This window comes from Candidatus Ornithobacterium hominis (assembly GCF_900538215.1).
GTDB lineage: Bacteria > Bacteroidota > Bacteroidia > Flavobacteriales > Weeksellaceae > Ornithobacterium > Ornithobacterium hominis.
In genome coordinates, this window is the sequence record NZ_UNSD01000008.1 from 246043 (window position 1) to 269563 (window position 23521).

A 23521-nucleotide genomic window follows, 5' to 3' on the forward strand; every position below is an offset into this window, starting at 1 on the left:
AAAATATTATGTATTGGACATTAGAATTAGCATCTTATTTAAGTGACGCTCCTTGGCCAGCAACGAAAGACGAGTTAATCGATTACGCCATTCGTACAGGAGCACCCTTGGAGGTGGTTGAAAATTTACAGTCAATTGAAGATGAAGGGGAATCCTATGAGGCCATTCAAGAAATTTGGTCAGATTACCCAGCAGAAGATGACTTCCTCTGGAATGAAGACGAATATTAATTAAAAAAAGAACCCTCAAGGCGAGGGTTTTTTTAATTTTAAATTAACTTATGTTACCTTTGTAGGAATAGACCACAGATTATAATTTTTATATGGGATTTTTAGATAAGATATTAAAGGGTTTTTTGGGCAATAAAAATGAAAAAGATGTCAAAGAACTTAGAAAAGTAGTTGATGAAATTTTAGCTGCAGAAAAGGAGATTGAAAAACTTTCTATCGATGAAATAAGAGAAAAAACAGCTTTTTTTAAAGCAAAAATAAAAGAAGCTACTCAAAAGCAAACGGATGAAATCAATGCGTTGAAACGCCAAGCTGATGAATCTGAAAATGTGAGCGAGAAAGATGAAATTTTCAATAAAATTGACCAACTCAATCAAGATAAATATAAAATTGAGGAAAGTGTCTTAAATGAAATTTTGCCACAAGCCTATGCTTTAGTGAAGGAAACGGCTAAAAGATTTTATAAAGAAGACCAAATTATAGTTAAAGCAACTCCGTTTGATCGCCAACTCTCAGGCAATAAAGATTATGTAAGCCTGAAAGGAGATGACCAAGCTGTATGGCAAACCTCTTGGAATGCAGCTGGGAAGGCGGTGGAATGGGATATGGTTCACTACGATGTTCAGTTAATCGGTGGTACAGTTTTGCACCAAGGTAAAATTGCTGAAATGCAAACGGGTGAAGGTAAAACGTTGGTAGCTACGTTGCCGTTGTATCTTAATGCGTTGACGGGGCGAGGAGTTCATGTGATTACGGTGAATGATTACTTAGCACGTCGTGATGCTTCATGGATCGGTCCACTTATGGAATTCCACGGATTGAGCGTGGATTGCATAGATAATCACCAACCTAATTCTGAAGGAAGAAAAGAAGCTTATAAAAAAGATATTATCTACGGAACAAATAATGAGTTTGGTTTTGATTATTTGCGGGATAATATGGCGACTTCTACCGATAAATTGGTGCAACAAGAGCTAAATTATGCTGTGATAGATGAGGTGGATTCTGTTTTGATAGATGATGCGAGAACACCGCTGATAATTTCAGGGCCAGTTCCACAAGGCGATAGACAGGAATTTGATCAACTTAAACCAAACATTGAAACCTTGGTCAATGCACAACGAAAAGAACTTTCACAGTCGCTAAACGACGCTAAAAAAATATGGAAAAACGGTGATAAAAAAGCAGCTGGTTTTGAATTGATGAAAGTGTATCGTGGCTTGCCCAAGTACAAACCATTGATTAAATTTTTGAGTGAAGAAGGGGTAAGAACTCAGTTGCAAAAAACAGAGGCTTATTATATGCAAGACAATAATCGAGAAATGCATAAAATTGATGAGCATCTGTATTTCACGATTGATGAAAAAAACAATCAAATTAATCTTACCGATAAAGGAATTGATAAATTAACACAAGGTTCTTCTGACCCTTCATTCTTTATTTTGCCAGATATAACGACAGAAATTGCGAAGATTGAACAAAAAAATCTTTCGCAGGAAGAAGAGCATGAAGAAAAAGAAAAATTCTTCAGAGATTTCGCGATTAAATCAGAGCGAATTCATACCATGAATCAACTTTTGAAAGCTTATACCTTGTTTGAAAAAGATGTAGAATACGTGGTGATGGAAGATCAGGTGAAAATCGTGGATGAACAAACTGGTCGAATCATGGATGGACGAAGATACTCTGACGGTTTGCATCAAGCGATAGAAGCAAAAGAAAATGTGAAAATCGAAGCAGCAACCCAAACTTTTGCAACAATTACATTGCAAAACTACTTCAGAATGTACAATAAACTTTCTGGAATGACGGGGACTGCAGAAACTGAAGCTGGTGAATTCTGGGAAATTTATAAACTAGACGTGATTGCAATCCCTACAAATCGCCCCATTGCACGAGATGACCGCCAAGATTTGATTTATAAAACCAATCGGGAGAAATATAATGCGGTGATAGAAGAAATTTTACATCTGTCTCAAGAACAAAAAAGACCAGTATTGGTGGGTACAACCTCTGTAGAAGTTTCTGAATTTTTGTCGCGTTCACTGCAAATGAGAAAAATCCCACATAATGTCTTGAACGCAAAATTACATAAGCAAGAAGCAGACGTAGTGGCTCAAGCTGGCCAGCCAGGGAAAATCACGATCGCAACTAATATGGCAGGGCGAGGTACAGATATTAAATTAATAGAAGAAGTAAAAGATGCGGGCGGTTTAGCAATCATTGGTACAGAAAGACATGACTCCAGGCGAGTAGACAGACAGTTGAGAGGTCGCTCAGGAAGGCAAGGAGACCCAGGGAGTTCACAATTCTTTGTCTCTTTAGAAGACAGCTTAATGCGTTTGTTTGGCTCCGAAAAAATCTCCAAATTAATGGATCGAATGGGGCATAAAGAAGGCGATGTGTTACAACATTCGATGGTTTCTAAATCTATTGAAAGAGCGCAGAAAAAAGTTGAAGAGAATAACTTTGGTATCAGAAAAAGATTACTAGAATACGATGACGTGATGAACCGCCAGCGAGAGGTCATCTATACCCGTAGGCGTAATGCACTCAACGGGGAAAGATTGGATACAGATATCGCCAATATGATTTATGATACAAGTGCCGCAATTGTAGGAGAACACAAGGCTAGTGGTAAGTATCAAGACTTTAAGCTAGATTTAATCAATTACTTCACCATGGAATCGCCCGTGAGTGAAGAGGAATTTAAAACTACACAAACAAATAAATTAGTGGAAGCCGTTTTTCAAGCAGCAATGGAAGATTATAAAATCAAATTCAAGACTACTGCAGAAAAAGCCTATCCAGTCATTGCTAATGTTTTTGAGAACAATGGGCAGAACTTTAAGCGAATTCAAATTCCTTTTTCAGATGGAAACAAGAACTTGATGGTGATAACTGATTTAGAAGAAGCGTATCATTCTCATGGTAAAAAACTGATGAAGGATTTTGAAAAAAACATCACCTTAGCATTGATAGACGAGCATTGGAAAGAACACTTGAGAGATATGGATGATCTTCGCCGTTCGGTTCAGAATGTGACTTATGAACAAAAAGATCCACTGGTGGTTTATAAAGAGGAATCTTTTTATATGTTCCGAAATATGATTGATACGATAAATAGAGAAGTCGTTTCTTTCTTATTCAAAGGTGAATTACCAGCACCAGACCCCGAGCAAATTCAGCGTACAAGAAAAGAAAGAGAAGAGAAAATGCAGATGAGCAGAGGAGAGGACATGAATGAAGCTCAACAGCAGCAACAGCAAGTGGCAGACCGTCAGCAGCAGCCTGAACCACAGCAAATTCAGCCTCGCTACGTGATGAAAATTGGTCGAAATGAAATGGTACGCATAAGAAACGTACAAACCAATCAAGTAGAAGAAGTTAAATACAAAAAAGCAGAGCCACTGATTGATTCTGGCGAATGGGTGATGGATAATGAATAATTATATAAAAAATTTTAAGGCTTAGAAAAAAATCACAGAAAAGACTTTTTTTGATTCCCTAAAGATTAGAATACTAAAAAAAGAATAAATTTCTCTAATGAAATTATCTGAAAATTAATCGGGGGCATGAGTTGTAAAATTCTCTTTCTACGGAGATACGTTTTTAAGAGCTCATCAACCATCTGTAAAATTTTTTAAGCCTTAAAAAAAAATACCTTCAAGCATCAGTTGAAGGTATTTTTTATAGAATTTATTTTAAAGTTATTTCAATTCTTCTATAATAGAATTTAAAGTTTCAGACGGTCGCATGGAAGCATTGGTTTTATCAGTATCGGGGTGATAATAACCGCCTATGTCTTGTGCTTTACCTTGTGCACCAATGATGAGTTCTTGGTTAATTTCAGCTTCACTCTCATCCAATCTTCTAGAAATCGTTTTAAAGAGGAGAGCTAAATTCTCATCTTGAGTTTGGTTAGCTAAAGCTTTAGCCCAATATTTCACCAGATAAAAATGAGAGCCACGATTATCTATTTCACCCAATTCACGAGCAGGTGATTTATCATTTTGTAAATATTCTTCAACGGCTTGGTCTAAAGTTTCTGCTAAAATCATTGCCCGTGGGTTGTGATTACTTCGGCTCAGGTGCTCTAGAGATGCAGCTAAAGCTAAAAACTCACCCAGCGAATCCCAGCGTAGATAGCCTTCCCCTAGAAATTGCTCAATATGCTTGGGCGCAGAGCCACCAGCACCAGTTTCAAATAGCCCGCCACCATTCATCAACGGGACGATGGAAAGCATTTTAGCTGAAGTCCCGAGTTCCAAAATCGGGAATAAATCAGTAATGTAATCTCTCAATACATTTCCAGATGCAGAAATAGTATCCTCACCAGCTCGCATTCTTTTCAATGTTTCTTGCATCGCATCGTCCACATTCATGATGCGAATATCTAAACCTTTGGTATCAAAATCTTTGAGGTAAGTTTGGACTTTACTTCTGATTTTACGGTCATGTGCACGATTTTCATCCAGCCAAAAAATCACTGGAGTATCAGAGAGTTTAGCACGTGTTACCGCTAATTTCACCCAATCTTTAATGGGTTCATCTTTCGTTTGGCACATTCTAAAAATGTCTTTTTCTTGCACAAATTGTTGCATTAGAACATCGCCATTTTCTTCCAAAATTTTGATGACACCATTCCCAGGCGCTTGGAAAGTTTTATCATGAGAGCCATATTCTTCTGCTTTTTTAGCCATCAACCCAACATTGGAAACTGTGCCAGAGGTAGAAGGATTTAATGCTCCATTTTCTTTCATATCATCAATTGCAGCTTGGTAAAATACAGCGTAAGAGCGGTCTGGGATGATGGCTATAGTGTCTTCTGCTTCTCCATCTTTATTCCACATTTTCCCTCCATTTCTTATCATTGCTGCCATCGAAGCATCGATAATGACATCAGAAGGCACATGGAAATTGGTAATTCCTTTATCTGAATTGACCATTGCTACCCTTGGGCCTTCTGCCAATCGCTCCTGAATCTGTGCTTGAATTTCTTCCTCTCCAGCTCTTCCTTCCAATTTCTCGGTCAGGGTTTGTAGGCCAGCATTAGGCATAATGTCTAACTCATCAAATAATGCTTGATTTTTCTCGTAAATTTTCTTAAAATAAGTTTCTAGAATTGCACCAAAAATTATAGGATCAGACACCTTCATCATCGTTGCCTTCAGGTGTGCAGAAAGTAAAATATCGTCATTTTTTGCTTCTTCAATGGTTTTGGCCACAAAATCCTTTAAGTCTTGTAAATGCATTACAGAAGAATCAATCACTTCACCTTTTAGTAAAGGAGCAAAATCTTTCAGTACTTTTTCTTCTCCTTTTTCGTTCTCAAAAACGATGCGATATTGTGTGTCTTTTTCTAAAACGGTAGACTTCTCCGTCTCATAGAAATCGCCTTTCTCCATATGAGCTACACGAGTTTTAGAATCTTTGCTCCACTCACCCATGCGGTGAGGATGTATTTGCGCATATTTTTTTACAGCTTTGGGAGCACGGCGATCAGAATTCCCTTCACGCAGCACGGGGTTCACAGCAGAACCCAGCACCGCAGCATAGCGTTTTTTGATTTCTTTTTCTTCTTCATTTTTAGGCTCTACTGGGTAGTTAGGCACATCAAAACCTTGATTTTGCAGTTCTTTGATGGCTTCTTCCAGCTGCGGAACAGAAGCAGAAATATTGGGTAGTTTAATGATATTGGCTTCTGGTTTTTTGGCTAACTCACCAAGTTCTTTCAAAGCATCAGGCACACGCTGATCTTCACTTAATTTTTCAGGGAAATTAGCTAAAATCCTCCCCGCCAAGGAAATATCAGCTTGGGAAATGTAGACATCAGCCGTTTTCAAAAAAGCCTCTAGCATTGGCAATAGTGAATGTGTCGCCAACATAGGAGCCTCATCAGTCATCGTATAGTGAATGGTGGATTTTTGAGACATATTCATAAAAATTTATTAAATAATTTGAGTTTCGTCAAAATTAAAGAAATTTTTTAAGCCTTAGAAAATTTTGTGAAAAGCATTTAGCTGATGATGAATGAATTTATGAAAAAATGAACTGAAAAACTTTTGAAAATATTTTATAACTTTGAAGATAAATTAAATTTATTTGACTAACTTTCAGCCTAATATGCTTTTTTTAGATTTCCACGATGCTTTCCGAATGGAGAGGTTGAGGTAGAAATTTTCACAGAATTAATTGTTCCGACCAAACAACTGATAACCGAGTCGCAAAACAATCGAACTAATGAAGCAGAAGATATTTAATGGAACAGAATACCAAATTTAAACAAAGATTTTTTTAAGGCTTAAAAAATTTTCAGTTAATTTATATTTTAAGAAATTCAGAAAGAAAAAAGACTGCAATGTAATGAAGAAAGATTACGATTTTGATGAAATCATCAACCGAAAAAATACTGATGCGGTAAAGCTTGAAGAAATGAAAAAAATCTGGGGAAGAACGGATTTAATCCCAATGTGGGTTGCTGATATGGACTTCAAAACACCAGATTTTGTTTTACAAGCAGCGCAGCGAGTAATCGGTCATCAGATTATAGGCTATACCACAGCACCCAGCGAGTGGTTTCGTTCCATTATCGAATGGCAGAGAAAAGTTCACGATTGGGAAATCTCAAAAGAAATGATTTTATACCTCCCAGGCGTGGTACCTGGGTTGAGTATCGCAGTAGCGGCATTCACATCTCCTAGCGATGGAGTGATGATTCATCAACCTGTTTATCAGCCCTTTAGCATGGTTATAAGAAATCAAAACCGAAAATTAGTAAATGTGCCCTTAATTTTAAAAAATGAGCGTTACTATATTGATTTTGAGTTAATGAGGGAAAAAATAAAAGACTGTAAAATGTTTTTTCTTTGCCATCCGCATAATCCTAGCGGGCGTGTGTGGACAAAGCAAGAATTACAAAAAATTGCAGAAATTTGTGAAGAAAATCAAGTTTTAGTCATTTCAGATGAGATTCATGCAGATTTGAGCTTCAAAAAACATGAAACTTTTGCCAAAGTTTCAGAAGCCGCAAAAATAAATTCCGTAACCTTTAATTCAGCAAGCAAAGCTTTTAACATGGCAGGTTTTAATAGTACTTATGCCATTGCCCCCAACCCCAAAATTCGTAAAAAGTTAAAAGATTATCTACAATCTACAATGCTTTTTCATGGGCATGCCTTTGCCTATCAACCGACGATTTCGGCATATCAAAATGGAGAAACATGGCTGGAGGAAATCAAAAATTATATTCAAGAAAATATTAATTTTACGATTGAATTTTTCCGTCAAAATCTATCTAAAATTAAGGTCATGCGGCCAGAAGCCTCTTACCTGATTTGGCTAGATGCACGAGAGCTGGGCTGGAGTGCCAAAGAACTGAATGAATTTTTTGTAGAAAAAGCGGGACTAGCACTTAATAATGGAATGAGTTATGGAGTTGAAGGTGAGGGGTTTATGCGAATGAATGTAGCTTGCCCACGGGCAATACTAGAAAAAGCTTTAAATCAACTTAAAACCGCTTATAAAGAAATTTTTTAAGCCTTAAAAAAATGAAATTAAATTTTCCTTGTGAAATTTCAGTAGAAAAATCAAAGTTTCTCTTGGCAATTTCGGGTGGAGTGGATAGCATGGTTTTGCTAGATTTATTTAGTCAAAAAAAATTGAACTTTGCAGTAGCTCACATGAATTTTGGTTTGCGTGAGGCAGCTGATGAAGACGAAAATTTCATAAAAAAAATAGCGCAGAATAAAGCTATTTCGTTCTTTTCAAAAAAAGTAGATACGTTAAATTTTAAAAAAGAAAATTCACTGTCAACCCAAATGGCAGCGAGAGAATTGCGCTATGCTTGGTTTGATGAATTGTGCAAGAAATATGATTTTGATTACACCGTGACGGCACATCATGCTAACGATCAAGTAGAAACATTTTTTTTAAATCTATTGAGAGGTAGTGGCGCCAAAGGCTTGAGCGGAATGCAAACTCGGCAAGGGAAAATTTTACGCCCATTGTTGAGTATAAAAAAAGAAGACATTTTAGCCTATGCGAAAAACCACCAAATCGCTTGGCGAGAAGATGCAACAAACCAAACGAATGATTATTTACGCAACGCTATTAGAAATCAATTAATACCGATTTTAAATGAAATTAAATCAAATGCAGAAGAAAGGGTTTTGCAAAGTATGAATTTATTGGAAATTGAAAATCAGTGGATTAATGAAAGAGTGAGTACATTTAAAGGAAAATTTTTTAAGCCTTTAGAAAATCAAACCTTTTCAATTCCTATCGCTGAGTTAAAAAATTTAAAGCCTATAGAAAATACGTTACATTATTTATTTTACGATTTTGGATTTGGTTCAGCAAAAGAGATAGAAAAATTATTATCGGCAGAAAACAGTTCTGAAATTCAATCAGATAAGTTTCGATTAATCAAAAATAGGAAAGAAATTTTATTAAAACCTTTAGAAGAAATTACTACAGAAAATATTTACAAGGTTCAAATTAATAAGAAAATGGAAGTTCCATTACCTATTTTTTTTCAAACCTCTGATGCTGAAAAAATAAAAACTTCTGCTAGTTTTGACTATAAAAGCCTAAAATTTCCCTTATATTTGCGTAGCAAAAAAATGGGCGATCGATTTTTCCCCGCAGGGATGGGAGGGAAGTCAAAAAAAGTGAGTAAATACTTGAAAGACGAAAAGTTTTCAAAGCTTGAAAAAGAAAATACTTTGATTTTGGTAGATGCAAATGATGAAATTTTGTGGATTGTTGGTCACCGCCAAGATGAAAGATTTTTACCCCATAAAAACACAAAAGTATGGCTGCACGTAGATTTATAAGATTTTTATTTTCATTATTTTTTGTCGCCTGTACGACACTTTCTGGGCAAGTTTTACAACCAGTAAAATGGACGCAAAATGTCAAAAAAAATAGTGATGGAACGCATAACTTAATCTTCAAAGCAGAAATTGAGAAAGATTGGCATTTATATTCTACACGCCACAAGCGAGGGGGTATTGGTATACCTACGGCTTTTGATTTTCAGAAATCCACTGATTATCAGCTCGTAGGCACAATCAAAGAAGAAGGAAATTTGCACGATGAGTTTAGTGCCGCTTTTCAAGAACAACAAGTTTATTTTAGTGATAAAGCTATTTTTACACAAAATATAAAAGTCAATCAGCCGACAAAACTTGAGGTTGAAGTAATGTTTCAGGTTTGTGATGACCAGAGATGCCTGCCACCAGATTACAAAACCTTTCAATTTGATTTAAAGCCAGCAGAGAGTTCAGCTAAAAATGCAGCTGAGCTGAAATCAAATGAAATCAAAGAAAATTCAAGCTTAAAGAATGAGGTTGAATCTGATAATCAAGAAATCACTGATGCAGAGGAAGATAGCGCTGAGAATGAAGATGGCTTAACCCAAAATTTCAATGAAATTTCTTCTGAAAAAATCGTAACAGATAAGGAGGTAAAAGAAGTCGAGATAACGAATTCTAATGCCAATCGTAGTATATGGGAGATTTTCGTATTTGGATTTTTGGGAGGTTTTGCAGCTTTGCTGATGCCATGTATTTTCCCGATGATTCCGCTGACGGTGAGTATGTTTACCAAACAAAGTAAAAGTCGAAGCTCAGGGATTTCTAAAGCCTTGATTTATGGAATTTCCATTATAGTCATTTATGTTTTGCTTGGGATGTTGATAACGATGGTCTTTGGACCAAGTGCACTGAATGCCTTAGCTACCAATCCTTGGGTCAACATTGTTTTCTTTATTCTATTCATAGTTTTTGCCGTTTCATTTTTCGGTGCTTTTGAAATTACTTTGCCATCTAAATGGATTAATAAATCAGACAAAGCTGCTGACCAAGGCGGATTGATTGGTATTTTCTTTATGGCATTGACTTTGGCATTGGTTTCCTTCTCATGTACGGGACCAATTATTGGAACTTTGTTGGTTGACTCAGTCAGTTCGGGTGAAAAACTGGGGCCTGCTGTCGGAATGTTTGGGTTCTCTTTGGCTCTAGCTTTACCTTTTACACTTTTTGCACTTTTCCCAAGTTGGCTCAACAGTTTACCAAAATCAGGAGGATGGTTAAATACGGTAAAAGTTTCTTTAGGCTTCATTGAATTAGCTTTTGCTTTGAAGTTTTTGTCTAACGCAGATTTAGTTCTACAAATGCACTGGCTTGAGAGAGAAGTGTTTTTAGCTGCGTGGATTGGAATCTTCTTGATCATGGGACTTTATATTTTGAATATTTTCCAGATGAAAAACGATGGGAATTCCAATGGGATTGGCTGGGGGCGAATGCTTTTTGGGATTTTCACCTTTATATTTGTTGCCTATATGATTCCAGGTTTATTTGGTGCACCATTGAAGAAATTAAGTGGATTAATCCCACCAAAACATTATAGCGAATCACCGTTGGGCTTTGGAGGAGGAGGCACTTCGGCTGTGGTAGATTTACCAGAACATGCTGAGTTTGGCCCTCATCAAATCCCTACTTTTCATGATGTGGAAGACGCCTTTGCCTATGCAGAAAAAGTTAATAAGCCCGTGATGTTGGATTTTACAGGTGATGCTTGTGCTAATTGCCGTTTGGTAGAAGATAATGTGTGGAGTGACCCGCGTGTAAAGGAAAAATTGACTAAAGATGTAGTTTTAGCTTCACTCTACGTTGACCGATTCATTGAACTACCTGAAGAAGATAAAGTTTATTCTGAAGAAAAAGGACGGAAATTACGTACAATTGGTGATAAATGGAGCGCTTATCAAATCAAGTATTTTAAATCCAATTCTCAGCCGCTGTATATTTTGATAGATAAAGAGATGAACCGCTATACTGAACCGATGGGTGCAGAATTAGATGTAGAAGATTACCTGGAGTGGATAGAAAACGGTGTTGAAAATTATAAAAAACAAAATCCTTAATTAAGGATTTTCTGTTAATTCTGTGATAGGAAATATTGTTAAAACTTTCTACGGATGTTCAATCTGCTTTTTTGTATTTTGCAATTATGGAATGGAATTTCCTCGATGTATTTGCCTAATGTTCAGTAGCGAAGTCTTTCCTATAAAATCACACTGAGTATAAATCGTCTGATCTTGAGAAATATTTTCCACCGATGGAACTGGTATTTGGCGGGTTTCTAATATTTTTTTTTAGATGATTCAATAAATCGTAAATTCTCATAAACACGTTCATTTTCACAAATAATTTATTTTATCTTTTCCAATTACTAAAAATATTTACGTGCTGAGCCATAGACGTTTAAAGGGAAAAATTTCTTCCAGTATACTCACACTAAAATTTAGGTTTTTCCCAATTTTAATTTGAGCTGTTGCAGCATGATGTCAGTCATTTTAGGCAAATCAAATTCAGGTTTCCAGCCCCAATCTTTCTGTGCTACGCTATCATCAATCCAGTTGGGCCAAGAGTCGGCGATACTTTGCCTAAAATCAGGGAGATATTCAATTTCAAATGCTGGGATTCTTTTTTTGATTTCTTCTGCCAATTCTTTGGGCGTGAAGGATAAGCCACTAAAATTGTAAGATGAATGAACACTTAGATTTTCGCTAGGGGTTTCCATGAGCTCAATTGTTCCGCGAATAGCATCATCCATGTAGAGCATGGGTAGTGCGGTGTTCTCATTAAGGAAACAATCATATTTTTGATTTTCTAAGGCTTGATAGAATATATCTACAGCGTAGTCTGTCGTTCCGCCGCCAGGTTGCGTTTTCCAGCTAATTAAGCCTGGGTAGCGGATACTTCTTACATTAATATTAAATTTTTTGTAATAATATTCGCAGAAACGCTCGCCTGCAAGTTTAGCAATGCCATACATGCTTTCAGGGTTTTTGATGGCACTTTGGGGAGTTCCTTCTTTTTCTGCTCCACGGCCGTAAACAGCTATACTACTGGGCCAGAAAATATTTTTAATCAGTCCGTCTTTAGCAAAATTTAAAACAGTGAGTAGTGTTTTGGTATTCAAATCCCAGGCGCATACAGGGAATTTCTCAGCAACTCCAGAGAGCATTGCTGCTAAGTGATAGACCGTGTCGATTGAATGTTTTTTTAGAATTTTCTTAAAACTTTCTGCATCTAGCACATCCAGTTGCTCAAAGTGCTTATATTCATCGTTCAGTGGTTGCCTAATGTCGGTAGCAATTACATTGTTTTCTCCGTATCTCTCTACCAAAGCAAAAGTTAACTCAGAGCCAATTTGCCCCAAAGCACCTGTAATTAGAATTTTTGGCATTAGAATAAAATTTTAATTCTCAAATATAAGAAGATTTTTACGTTTTTCTAAATACTTCATCAGTTTTTCATACTAGAGCGTAAGCCCAATTCAATGACTTCTAAATTTGAAATTTTTTCTTGGTGAATCGTAAAGCGAAGCATGGTGCGAATGTGGTGAAAACCATACTTGCCGCAAGCACCAGGGTTCATGTGGATTAAGTGGTTTTTGGCATCGGGAATGACTTTGAGAATGTGAGAATGCCCACAAAAATAAAGTTTGGGCTTAATTTCTTTTATTTTTTCTTGGATTTTTGGCGGATAATGAGGCGGGTATTTGCCAATGTGGTGCATCAAAATTTTGACTTTCTCGATTTCTACAACGATTTCCTTTGGGCAGTAACTGCGGATTTCTTGTCCATCAATATTTCCATAGACGGCATAAACGGGAGCAAAATTTTCTAAGGCTTTTAAAATTTTCACTTCTCCGATGTCGCCAGCATGAAAAATTACGTCTGCTTTTTGTGCATAGTTTAAAATTCTTTGGTCAATATGGCTATGTGTGTCAGAAAGTAGTAATACCTTTGTCAACGTTTTTTTTATTTTTGTAAAAATATCAAAATTTAGGTTTCAGTGCGTTATTTTATTGAATTCTCTTACAATGGCTCCCAGTATCACGGTTATCAAATCCAGCCTAATTGCATCACAGTGCAAGAGGTGCTAGAGGAGCGATTAAGTAAACTGCTGTCGCAAGAAATAAAGACAATAGGTGCTGGCAGAACAGACGCAGGGGTGCATGCCAAGCAAATGTTTGCACATTTTGATTACGAGAGGATTTTAAATCGCATTGAATTAATCAAACGTTTGAACGGTTTCTTACCTCAAGACATTGCTGTTCATCAGATTTATGTAATGAAAGAGGGAGCTCATGCCCGTTTTGATGCAATCAAAAGAATTTATGAATATCAAATTAATTTGGCTAAAAACCCTTTTGAATACAACGCTGGGTGGAATATTTTTTTTAAGCCTTTAGAAATAAATAAAATGAATGAAGCTGCGCAATCATTGTACGGGAAGAAAGATTTTTCAAGCTTTGCAAAGCTTCACACAGATGTGAAAACACATATTTGCACGGTAGAAAGAGCGGAGTGGGAGAGTCGTGGCGACCACCTGTACTTCACGATTGCGGCAGATCGTTTCCTGAGAAATATGGTGAGAGCCGTGGTAGGAACTTTGGTGGCGGTAGGTGCAGGTGAAATTTCAGTGGAAGAATTTAAAGAAATTATAAATAAAAAAGATAGAAATGAAGCGGGAGCAAGTGCGCCAGCGCAAGGTTTGTACTTAGCAAAAGTGGAATACCCTAAAGCTATATATAATGGGAAAGGATAAAAATAGATTTAATTTTTCTGAACTTAAGCGACTATTTTATTTAGGTGTAGAAAATAAGAGATTATTTATTACTGTTATATTGATCGCTGTTTTTTTATCGGCAGTTTCTTCCATCCGTCCATTACTCACGGGGAAAGCTATAGACCAATTTATTCTCCCCAAAGAACCCGCTTTGCTTTTGCAACTTTGCGTATGGCTGGGCTTGATTCTTTTGGCAGAAATCATATTACAGTATATTTTTATTTTATTCTCCAATATTGTAGCACAAGATGTGATTGAAAAATTACGTATCAATTTATTTAATAAAATCATTAACTACCGATTGGCTTTTTTTGATAAAACGCCTAACGGAAGGTTGGTAACTCGTTCAGTATCAGACATAGAGACGATAAGTCAGGTTTTTACCGATGGGATTTTGGTCGTGTTGGGCGATTTATTACGGATTTTTTTCATCATGGGTACGATGTTCTATACCAACTGGAAACTGGCGTTGGTGGTGATTGTTATTTTACCGCTTATGGTTATAATTACCCGAATTTTTCAACGTTCTATCAAAAAAACATTCACAGCTGAAAGAAATCAAACATCGGTTTTTAACAGCTTTGTGCAAGAAAGGCTTTCAGGAATGAATATTATTCAACTTTTTAACCGAGAAGATTCAGAGTATCAAAAGTTTACTGAAATTAATCAAGATTTGAGAAAAGCCTATTTAGCCACGATTTTTTATTTCTCATTGCTATTCCCGATTGTAGAATTGGTATCTGCATTTGCTTTAGGCTTGGTAGTCATTCTAGGTGGGTTTAGTGCTTTTTATTACAGCGATGTAACTCCAGGAGAAGTAATAGCTTTTATCATTTTTATTCCAATGTTGGTACGCCCGATTCGCCAGATGGCAGAACGATTTAACAATTTACAGCGTGGTTTGGTGAGTTCAGAAAGAGTGTTTAAAATGATAGATTTAGATGATAAAATTCCTGATTTGGGGAAAATCGAAAAAAATAACATTCGTGGTTCTATTGAGTTTAAAAATGTTGTTTTTGAATACGTTGAAAATCAAGAAGTTCTGAAGAATATTAGTTTCTTAGCTAATCCAGGAGATACGATAGCCATTGTGGGTGCCACAGGAGCAGGAAAATCTACGATTATTAATTTACTGAGTCGGTTTTATGATATTAAAAGTGGGAATATTTTAATAGATGATATTGATATTCGAGATTATAGATTAGAAAATCTCCGCTCTCACATTGCCGTAGTTTTGCAAGATGTTTTTCTATTCAACGAATCCATTTTAGAAAATATTACACTGGGGAACCCTGAAATCACTCGAGAACAAGTCGTTCAAGCAGCCAAAGAGATTGAAATTCATGAATTTATAGAAAGTTTGCCTGGTGGGTACGATTTTGTAGTTTCTGAGCGAGGCAGCACATTATCGGTAGGGCAACGGCAGTTGATTTCGTTCTTGCGAGCATATGTTTATAATCCTAAAATTTTAGTGTTAGATGAAGCCACGAGCAGCATTGACACCAGTTCAGAAAATTTAATTCAAGAAGCAACCAAAAAAATTACCAAAGAACGCACAAGCATCGTCATAGCACATCGTTTAGCGACCATCAAAGAAGCGACTCAAATTTTAGTCATGCGTGCTGGGAAAATCATTGAAAGAGGAAAACACAAAGAATTGCTAGAAAAAAAAGGCTACTATGCTGAATTATACGAAGCTCAATTCCAAAATACAAATTCGTAATGTTTCATAAACTTTAACATTTATTTTTAAATCATAAAAAAATTATATATTTGCAATTAAGACTAATTTTATGAAAAAATTATTTTTATTTGCAGTTGTTGCAGGTTTAGTGAGCGTAACTTCTTGTAAAAAAGAAACTAAAGAAGTAGAAACTGTTGTAAACGATGCTGCTACAGAAACAGAGCAATTAGGTGACAATATTGCTGATAAAGCAAGCGAAGTTTACGAAGATGCAAAAGCTGCTGTGACAGATGCGCCTTCTATTGAGAATCCCCAATTGCAGGAATGGGTCAACAAATTACACGATGCTGCTGCTAAAGCAAAAGCAGCTTCTTATGCTGGAGACCAAACTGCATTGAACGAGGCTGTAGCTGAAATGACTTCTTTGAACGAAAGTCTTTCAAATTTCTCTAGCGACCCTGAGTATGCTAAAGCTGAAGCTTATTACAAAGAAATTCAAGCAGAATTGGAGCAAACTCAAATGTAATGAGACCTACATTAGAAATTTTTTAAAAAACCGTTTCAATCAATTTTGAGATGGTTTTTTTATTTAAAAAATTTTTAAGCCTTAGAAAATTTAGTTCAAAAGTTTTGAAAAATAATCTTTTTTTGCTGTGAAATCACTCATAATATTCATTCATAGCCTTAGGTTATAATAATGATTAAATCAAAAAAAATAAACAAAAGCAGTAGAGATTTCCGTAAAGAAATTAAGGCAAAATTGTGGCAGAGAGCTTAAATTCATTTCTATTTTCCATTAGGAATTAAATGAAAAAATAAAAAATTTTTTAAGCCTTAGAAAATTTAGTTCATAATTCAATTTTATTCTTTCGTTGAATTAATTACATTTGTTACCTTGAAATTTGTGAAATTTTGATGTATGAGATTTATAGTATCTAGTTCTAAGCTACAAAAACACCTGCAAATGATTAGCGGTGTTATCAACTCTAGCAATACCATGCCCATTTTAGATAACTTCTTATTTGAATTGGATGAAGGGAAATTAAAAGTAACAGGCTCTGATATGGAAACCACGGTTTCTACAGTGATTCCAGTAGATTCAGACGATACCGATTCTTTGTGTGTGCCGTCTAGAATTTTATTAGATACTTTAAAAACCTTCCCAGATCAGCCTTTAACTTTTCATAAGAAAGAAGAGAATCTGCTAGAAATCACATCAGACCAAGGTCGCTATCAACTTTCTTACTTATCGGCAGATGACTTCCCAGAAGCTCCTGAATTAGAAGATATAGAAAGCATGACGATGCCCGTGGATGTGCTAGTAGAAGCTATCAATAAAACACTTTTTGCCACAGGAAACGATGAGCATAGACCAGTGATGACAGGCGTTTTCTTTGAGTTGAGCACTGATGAGTGTCGATTTGTTGCTACGGATGCACATCGATTGGTGAAATACATGCGTTCTGAACTAAAAACTCAAAAGAATGCCCAATTCATCATGCCTAAGAAACCTTTGAATTTAATTAAAAATATATTCCCGCTAGGTGAAGATGTGATGATTGATTATAACGAAACCAACACGAGATTCACCACTGGGGATTTGACGGTCTTGTGTCGCTTGATAGATGGGAAGTACCCAGCTTACAATGCTGTGATACCAAAAGATAACCCAAATGTTTTGACCATTAACCGAGTTCAATTTTTAAATTCGCTGAAAAGGGTTTCTATTTTTGCTAATAAATCAACACATTTGGTTCGCCTCAAATTAACTGGCAGTGAATTGAGCATCAGTACAGAAGATGTTGATTTTTCTAATAAAGCTGAGGAAACTTTTGCTTGTGATTATAGTGGGAATGATATACAAATCGGGTTCAATGCTAAATTTTTAAGTGAAATGTTACAAAATCTACAGAGTAATGATGTAACGCTCTCTATGTCAGAACCTAACCGTGCAGGAATCATTGAACCAATTGACGGCTTAGAAGACGGAGAAAAAATATTGATGCTGGTGATGCCATTGATGCTTTCGGCATAAAAAAATTAAAAAGCTTATGAAAATTTCTTACGATTGGTTAAGAGAATATATTCAAACAGATCTTTCTATTGATAAAATAGTAGAAGTTTTAACAGATATTGGACTGGAGGTCGAAGGAGTTGAGAAAATCGGTGTAGATGAGAAGGATTTAGAGGGATTTGTAGTAGGAGAAATCATCGAATGCTTGCCTCATCCTAACGCCGATAAATTGAAAATCACACAAGTTGATTTAGGGCAAGAGCTTCCTGTGCAAATCGTTTGTGGAGCGCCTAATGTCGCTGCAGGGCAAAAAGTCCCAGTGGCAACGATAGGTACGCTAATAAAGAGTGCAGATGGTTCAAGTTTTGAAATCAAAAAAGCGAAACTCCGAGGTGAAAGTTCGCATGGGATGATTTGTTCTGAAAAGGAATTAAATGTTTCAGACAATAACGATGGGATTTGGGTTTTAGACAAAAATCTTCCCGCAGGGAAACTGATGAAAGAAGTTATAGATACTTCTTTAGATTACATGATAGAAATCGGCTTGACGCCCAATCGTGCAGATGCAATGTCTCACTTTGGCGTTGCCCGTGATTTGCACGCAGCTCTTTCAGCTAAAAAATTAGCAAGCCAACTGGAAATCCCATTTCTAGAGGAAATAGAAAACACCGTTGGGCCTTTTCAGATTAAAATTGAAAATGATGAGTTATGCCCCGCATATTATGGAGCCTATATTGAGAATGTAGAAGTCAAAGAATCACCTCAATGGCTCAAAAAAAGACTTCACGCGATCGGCGTTAAACCGAGCAATAATGTTGTAGATATTACAAATTACATTTTACACGGTTTAGGGCAGCCTTTGCATGCCTTTGATGCCGATACTATTGCACATCAAAAAATTATTGTAAAAACTGGTTTTGAAGAAAATCTCAAAGTTTTAGACCAAACGGAAAAGAAATTAGAAAAAACAGATTTAATTATTTCTGACGAAAATAAACCATTAGCAATAGCTGGCGTTATGGGTGGTTTAGATTCTTCGGTAAAAAACTCTACAAAAAATATTTTTTTAGAAAGTGCTTATTTTAAACCCACAAGTATTCGAAAAACAGCCAAACGATTAGGAATTAATTCAGATGCTTCTTTTCGCTACGAGAGAGGAATCGACCCCAATATTGCAGGATCAGCCTTAGAAAAAGCAATTCAGCTAATATTGGAAGTTGGGGGAGGAGTTTTGGTGCAAAAAATAAAAAATAAACCTCGGGGAATTACTGATTTTGATGTGATTTTGAAATACCGAAATCTCGATTTGATTTTGGGAGAAAGAATTCATCGCCAAAAAATTAAAGAAATTTTAGAACTACTTTCAATTGAAATTATTTCAGAAAATAATGATTTCTTGGAATTAAAGGTGCCTGCTTATCGTGTTGACGTCCAGCGAGAAATTGATGTGATAGAAGAGATTTTGCGCATTTATGGCTATAATAGCATTCCCAAAAAGGAAAAAGTGAGTTTCTCTATCGTGAAGGGCGAAGGCTTTGAAAGAAATGATTTCATCAATCGACTATCTGATTATTTGGTTTCCTGTGGTTTTTTTGAGGCCATGAATATATCGATGTACAGTGAGAAATATGATACGAAACAACCTGATACAGAGAAATCTATTTGCTTAATCAATTCCCTGAGCCAAGATTACAACGTCATGCGCAGAAGTCTGTTGCCAGAACTGATTCAAAACATTCAGTTTAATATCAATCGTAAAAATGAAAATTTACGCTTGTTTGAAATCGGACATGCTTACGAAAAAACAGCAAATGCTTATCAAGAAAACTTCCGATTAGCACTTGCCGTGAGCGGGAAAAACAATACACAGCACTGGCAAAATAAAGAAACAGAATTGGATTTGTTTTATCTGAAAGGAATTATTGAAGCTTTATTTCAACAGTTGGGAATTCAAAAAATTAATTTCACACAAGAAAATCAAACTCTAAAAATTCAATTGAATCGTAAGGAAATTGGTGTTTTAAAGGTGATTTCTAATGGAGATAAAAATTATAAGCTTTCGCAAAATGTTGTGGCAGCTGAGGTTGAATTACAACCCATTTTTGAAGCATATCAATCACAGCAAGTGAAGTTTAGCAGTATTCCTAAATTCCCGTTGGTAACAAGAGATTTGGCTTTGCTGCTAGATAAACAAATTCAATATGAAGAGATTTTAAAAACTATTCATCAGCTTCAAATTCAAGAAATTAAAAATATATCACTTTTTGACGTCTTTGAAGGAGAGCAACTAAAAGATAAAAAATCATATGCTATTCGTTTAGAAATTTTAAACCCTTCTAAAACGATGACAGATCATGAAATTGATCAGATTATGAATAAAGTTATTACGCAACTTCAAAAACAATTAAAAGCTAATTTAAGATAATTAATTATGAAAAAATCATTGCTATACATCAGTCTTTCCGTTTTTATGCTTTCTTGTAGTCCCATGCCAATGAAGAAAAAAGTAAATGTAGATGATTTATATGGAACTTGGTTTTTGCAAAATGATAATCACACTGAATTGGGATTTGAGAAGCAAAAATTACACCTTACATTTAGTCAAGAAGATAATGAAAATAAAGTCAGTGGATTTGCTGGGTGTAATAATTTTTTTGGTGTTTTCAATAGTCATCAAAATAATTTGAAGATTATACAACTGGGGCTGACTAGAATGGCTTGCCCTGAGCTTGACGTGGAACAAGATTACATTGAGCTACTGGATAAGGTCAATCGCTTTGAACGTTCTGGCGAAAATTTATATTTATACCAAGACAATTTATTGCTTTTGCATTATAAAAAATAGATGCTAAAAAAAATTCAAGCCTATTTTGAAAAAGTTCCGCCAGAGAAAAGAAAAAAACGCTTTAAAAATGCTTGCATAGTTGAAGGCATTACGTGTATTTTACTTTTTTTGGTAGCAATGCCCGTTAAATATCAATTTGGTATTTGGTGGCAGATGATTCCTGTGGGGATTCTGCATGGAGCTGCCTTTATGTGGTATTTAGTTCAACTTCCCTTTGTGAAAAAATTATACCAGTGGGATGATGAGGATTATGTGTTTGCTATTTTATCTGCTTTTTTCCCTTTTGCTACCTTTTGGGTAGAAAAAAAATTAATATGAGCTGTGTAGAAGACAATTCATAACTTCATAACTTCATAACTTTTAATTTGATATTAGAAGGTAAAGTACAAGTGGTTGAATCTAAAAATTTTTAAAGGCTTAAAAAATTTCAATAGATTTTAAAATTTATTTTTCAGGTATTTTTCGGGTAGGCAAATCTATAAATCGATATATGGGTCAAAAATAAAAGTTAATAAACAAATATCCGTGAGCAATAAAATTTTGAGAAAAATCATGAATGATGATTTCCAAAAAATGAAAAATAACGACCACAATGGCGAATGGAATTTACAAAGGATTAATGAAATTTAAAATGCTAGATTTAACAGATGTATAAAAATGATCTTGATAAATTTAGGTTTTCGCCAAAAGGTTTATCTTTATCGTTAAGAGCAAGAGTTTACAATAAAACCCAAAAAAACCTCTTCAAAATTATTGAAAAGGTTTTTTCTATAAAATTTCTAAAGGCTTAGAAAAATTTTAAATATTGTAAAGTTTTGTATAGTAATCACTTGCCATTCGGTCTGAGTCAAAGAAAGGCACTACATCACTCATTGATTTATGAACTTTTCTAAACCACGCATCATTATCGCCATAGTAAAGCGGTAAAATTTCATTCTCCAAAATTTTGTATAGATTGGCTAAATCCATTTTATCCTGGTCATAGTGCGGTAATGTGTGATCGATGATGGGTAAAGTGTAAACACTTTCTGGGCTTATTTCTTCAAATTCACGAATCCACCCATCATTGGTAGAGAAATTGATGGAGCCATTCATCGCAGCAGTCATTCCGCTAGTTCCAGAAGCCTCTCTCGTCACACGCGGATTATTCAACCAAACATCAGAGCCGTCTTTTAATTTATTAGAAAGATGTAGCTCGTAGCCTGCTAATACCGACATGTTTTTGTACTTGTGGCTCAATTCTACCAAAAAATCATACGTGCGAATGGCGTTATAATCCATCGGGTAAGGTTTCCCTGCAAAAATAATCTGAACAGGGTATTTAGAATTTTTCATCAATTCTTCAAATCGTTCAGCATCGCGAGTTATTAGGTCAGCTCTTTTGTATTCCGCAAATCGGCGTGCCCATACCATTGTGAAAACATCAGGATTGAATAATTTACCTGTCTGATTTGCTACTTCATCAAACAGATATTGCTTCATTTCTCTCTTGCGAGCCTTCAGTGCATTCAAGTCATTGTCTTGGCGAGCTTTTTCAATGCGTTCATCAGCCCAATATTTTTTGTTTTGAGCATTGGTAATGTGCGTAATCGGGCAAATCCCTTCATAGTGAGCCCACATTTCCTGAGCCACTTCGCCGTGTAATTTTGATACGCCATTAGCTTTCCTTGCCAATTTCAAAGCCACCAGCGAGTGATTAAACTCAAAGCCATCAGTATTTGTAAATTCCCTCACGCGTTCGGTGGGCAAGCCATTAAAAAAACCTAACTCACGCAAAATGTTTAAGTCATGTTTCTCATTTCCAGCCTCCTCAGGCGTATGAGTAGTGAACACTAGTTTCTCTTTTAATTTTTCTTTTCCCATTTTGGGCAACCAGTTAAACACGGCAGATAGAGCATGAGCCTCGTTGAAATGGTAAACCTCAGTGTCGTAATTCAGTTCTTCTAGCAATTTAGCACCACCTAGGCCAAGAACCATGCATTGAGCAATTTTAGCTTTTGGGTCGCTATCATAGAGTTTGAAGGTTGTAGAACGAGCCAAGTAGTCATTCTCTGGGACATCGGTACTCAATAGGAAAAGTGGAGCCGTACCAAAAGTCTTAGGATTTAAATAATAAGCTTTTACCCAAACATCATTTCCAGCGATTTTGATGGTAAATTTGATGTTCGTATCTTCTAGAAAATGATAAAGTTTCTCTTGGAATAGAACGCCCATTTTTCGGTCTTCTTTTTTGAACTGGTCATAGTAGCCATACTTCCACAAAATCCCAATCCCAATCAAATTTTGCTTTTGGTCGAAAGCACTTCTCATGTGAGAACCCGCCAAGAAACCAAGCCCACCACTGTAAATTTTTAGACTTTGGTCTATCGCATACTCCATACAAAAATACGCTACAGACGTCTCAAAATTAGGATTGAAAGCGTAAGGATGCCTGAACGCTTGAGGTAACTTATTACTCATTATTTTCTCGTTTAAATTTAATTTTCACAAAAATACAAGTTTTATAGATAGAAAGTATGATAAATACTGTTTTACTGAATTTTTTTAAGCCTAAAAAAATTAGAATAAAGACAACGGAGCAGCAGTAGATTCCAATTGCAATAACTTTTCTTTTCGCCAGATTTTACCAGCGTAGCAAGTCAAGCTACCGTCGTTTCCCACCACGCGGTGGCAAGGGTGGAGAATCAAGATTGGGTTTTTGGCAACGGCACTAGCAACGGCACGCACCTTCTCAGGAGGATGATTTTTGCTTGTTAAATTTTTGTAAGAACACCTTTCACCATAATTGATTTTATGCAAATCTTCCCAAATTTTAACCTGAAAAGCCTTGCCAAAAGTTTGCGTAGGAATATCAAATCTCTGAAGTTTTTTATCAAAATATGCTTGAAGTTGAATTTCTAAAAGCATTAATATTTCATTTTTTTGCTGAATATATTCTGCCTTTTTTTGACTCAAATAATATGGAAAAGCTTTTGTGATTTTTTCTTCATCATAAAACTGAAGATAAATAACGCTATGTGAAGTCGCCGCAGCAAAAATTTCGCCCATGGGAGAATGGATAAAGTGGGTAAAAACTTGCATAGAAATTAGAATCGTATAAAT

At 35.8% G+C, this 23521-nt stretch carries 17 protein-coding genes; 12 read left to right on the forward strand and 5 right to left on the reverse strand.

What is annotated here, in order from left to right:
* Positions 1–8: 8 nt before the first annotated feature.
* Positions 9–230, forward strand: coding sequence for a DUF2795 domain-containing protein (locus tag D5J18_RS07910; protein WP_119058459.1), 222 nt, complete (start codon positions 9–11; stop codon positions 228–230).
* Between the two features lie 92 nt (positions 231–322).
* On the forward strand, positions 323–3679 hold the full coding sequence (gene secA / locus D5J18_RS07915) for a preprotein translocase subunit SecA (RefSeq protein ID WP_119058460.1): 3357 nt from the start codon (positions 323–325) through the stop codon (positions 3677–3679).
* 261 nt (positions 3680–3940) lie between these two features.
* On the opposite strand, the gene D5J18_RS07920 is transcribed toward secA, so the two are convergent.
* Positions 3941–6166, reverse strand: a complete 2226-nt coding sequence (locus D5J18_RS07920) for an NADP-dependent isocitrate dehydrogenase (protein WP_119058461.1) — start codon at positions 6164–6166, stop codon at positions 3941–3943.
* A gap of 430 nt (positions 6167–6596) precedes the next feature.
* Between D5J18_RS07920 and D5J18_RS07925 the strand changes: the two genes are divergently transcribed.
* The 3 genes from D5J18_RS07925 to D5J18_RS07940 are packed head-to-tail and all read left to right on the forward strand — an operon-like array spanning position 6597 to position 11160.
* The gene (locus D5J18_RS07925) at positions 6597–7769 is read left to right on the forward strand and encodes a MalY/PatB family protein (RefSeq protein ID WP_119058462.1); all 1173 of its coding nucleotides are present in this window, start codon (positions 6597–6599) and stop codon (positions 7767–7769) included.
* Positions 7770–7780: 11 nt separating this feature from the next.
* Entirely contained in the window at positions 7781–9067 is a 1287-nt protein-coding gene (gene tilS / locus D5J18_RS08755; protein ID WP_133298130.1) for a tRNA lysidine(34) synthetase TilS, read from the forward strand.
* Entirely contained in the window at positions 9046–11160 is a 2115-nt protein-coding gene (locus tag D5J18_RS07940) for a protein-disulfide reductase DsbD family protein (protein WP_119058463.1), read from the forward strand. The genes tilS and D5J18_RS07940 overlap by 22 nt, the downstream gene beginning before the upstream one ends.
* Before the next feature lie 380 nt (positions 11161–11540).
* Here D5J18_RS07940 and D5J18_RS07945 read toward each other — a convergent pair whose 3' ends face one another.
* Both D5J18_RS07945 and D5J18_RS07950 read right to left on the reverse strand, forming a co-directional pair.
* Positions 11541–12488, reverse strand: coding sequence for an NAD-dependent epimerase/dehydratase family protein (locus D5J18_RS07945; RefSeq protein ID WP_119058464.1), 948 nt, complete (start codon positions 12486–12488; stop codon positions 11541–11543).
* Positions 12489–12547: 59 nt separating this feature from the next.
* Positions 12548–13057: a metallophosphoesterase family protein gene (locus D5J18_RS07950; RefSeq protein ID WP_119058465.1), complete on the reverse strand. Its 510-nt coding sequence runs from the start codon at positions 13055–13057 to the stop codon at positions 12548–12550.
* 42 nt (positions 13058–13099) lie between these two features.
* On the opposite strand from D5J18_RS07950, the gene truA reads away from it, so the two are divergent.
* The 7 genes from truA to D5J18_RS07985 all read left to right on the forward strand — a co-directional run bounded on the left by truA (position 13100) and on the right by D5J18_RS07985 (position 20737).
* Positions 13100–13855: a tRNA pseudouridine(38-40) synthase TruA gene (gene truA, locus D5J18_RS07955; protein ID WP_119058466.1), complete on the forward strand. Its 756-nt coding sequence runs from the start codon at positions 13100–13102 to the stop codon at positions 13853–13855.
* The gene (locus D5J18_RS07960) at positions 13842–15599 is read left to right on the forward strand and encodes an ABC transporter ATP-binding protein (RefSeq protein WP_119058467.1); all 1758 of its coding nucleotides are present in this window, start codon (positions 13842–13844) and stop codon (positions 15597–15599) included. Before truA ends, D5J18_RS07960 begins: the two co-directional genes overlap by 14 nt.
* 70 nt (positions 15600–15669) lie before the next feature.
* A complete protein-coding gene (locus D5J18_RS07965) occupies positions 15670–16086 on the forward strand; it encodes a hypothetical protein (protein ID WP_119058468.1) in 417 nt (138 codons plus the stop codon).
* 393 nt (positions 16087–16479) lie between these two features.
* Positions 16480–17595 (forward strand): DNA polymerase III subunit beta, encoded by a 1116-nt coding sequence (gene dnaN / locus D5J18_RS07970; RefSeq protein ID WP_119058469.1) that lies wholly within the window; start codon positions 16480–16482, stop codon positions 17593–17595.
* A 16-nt stretch (positions 17596–17611) separates the two neighbouring features.
* On the forward strand, positions 17612–19999 hold the full coding sequence (pheT, locus tag D5J18_RS07975) for a phenylalanine--tRNA ligase subunit beta (protein ID WP_119058470.1): 2388 nt from the start codon (positions 17612–17614) through the stop codon (positions 19997–19999).
* Positions 20000–20005: 6 nt separating this feature from the next.
* Positions 20006–20419 (forward strand): META domain-containing protein, encoded by a 414-nt coding sequence (locus D5J18_RS07980; protein ID WP_119058471.1) that lies wholly within the window; start codon positions 20006–20008, stop codon positions 20417–20419.
* The gene (locus D5J18_RS07985) at positions 20420–20737 is read left to right on the forward strand and encodes a DUF3817 domain-containing protein (protein WP_119058472.1); all 318 of its coding nucleotides are present in this window, start codon (positions 20420–20422) and stop codon (positions 20735–20737) included.
* 480 nt (positions 20738–21217) lie between these two features.
* Here the strand turns inward: D5J18_RS07985 and glgP are convergent, their stop codons facing one another.
* Positions 21218–22879, reverse strand: coding sequence for an alpha-glucan family phosphorylase (gene glgP / locus D5J18_RS07990; RefSeq protein WP_119058473.1), 1662 nt, complete (start codon positions 22877–22879; stop codon positions 21218–21220).
* 99 nt (positions 22880–22978) lie between these two features.
* Positions 22979–23500 carry a methylated-DNA--[protein]-cysteine S-methyltransferase gene (locus tag D5J18_RS07995; RefSeq protein ID WP_119058474.1) on the reverse strand — a complete coding sequence of 174 codons (522 nt, stop codon included), beginning with the start codon at positions 23498–23500 and terminating at the stop codon, positions 22979–22981.
* Between the last annotated feature and the right edge of the window lie 21 nt (positions 23501–23521).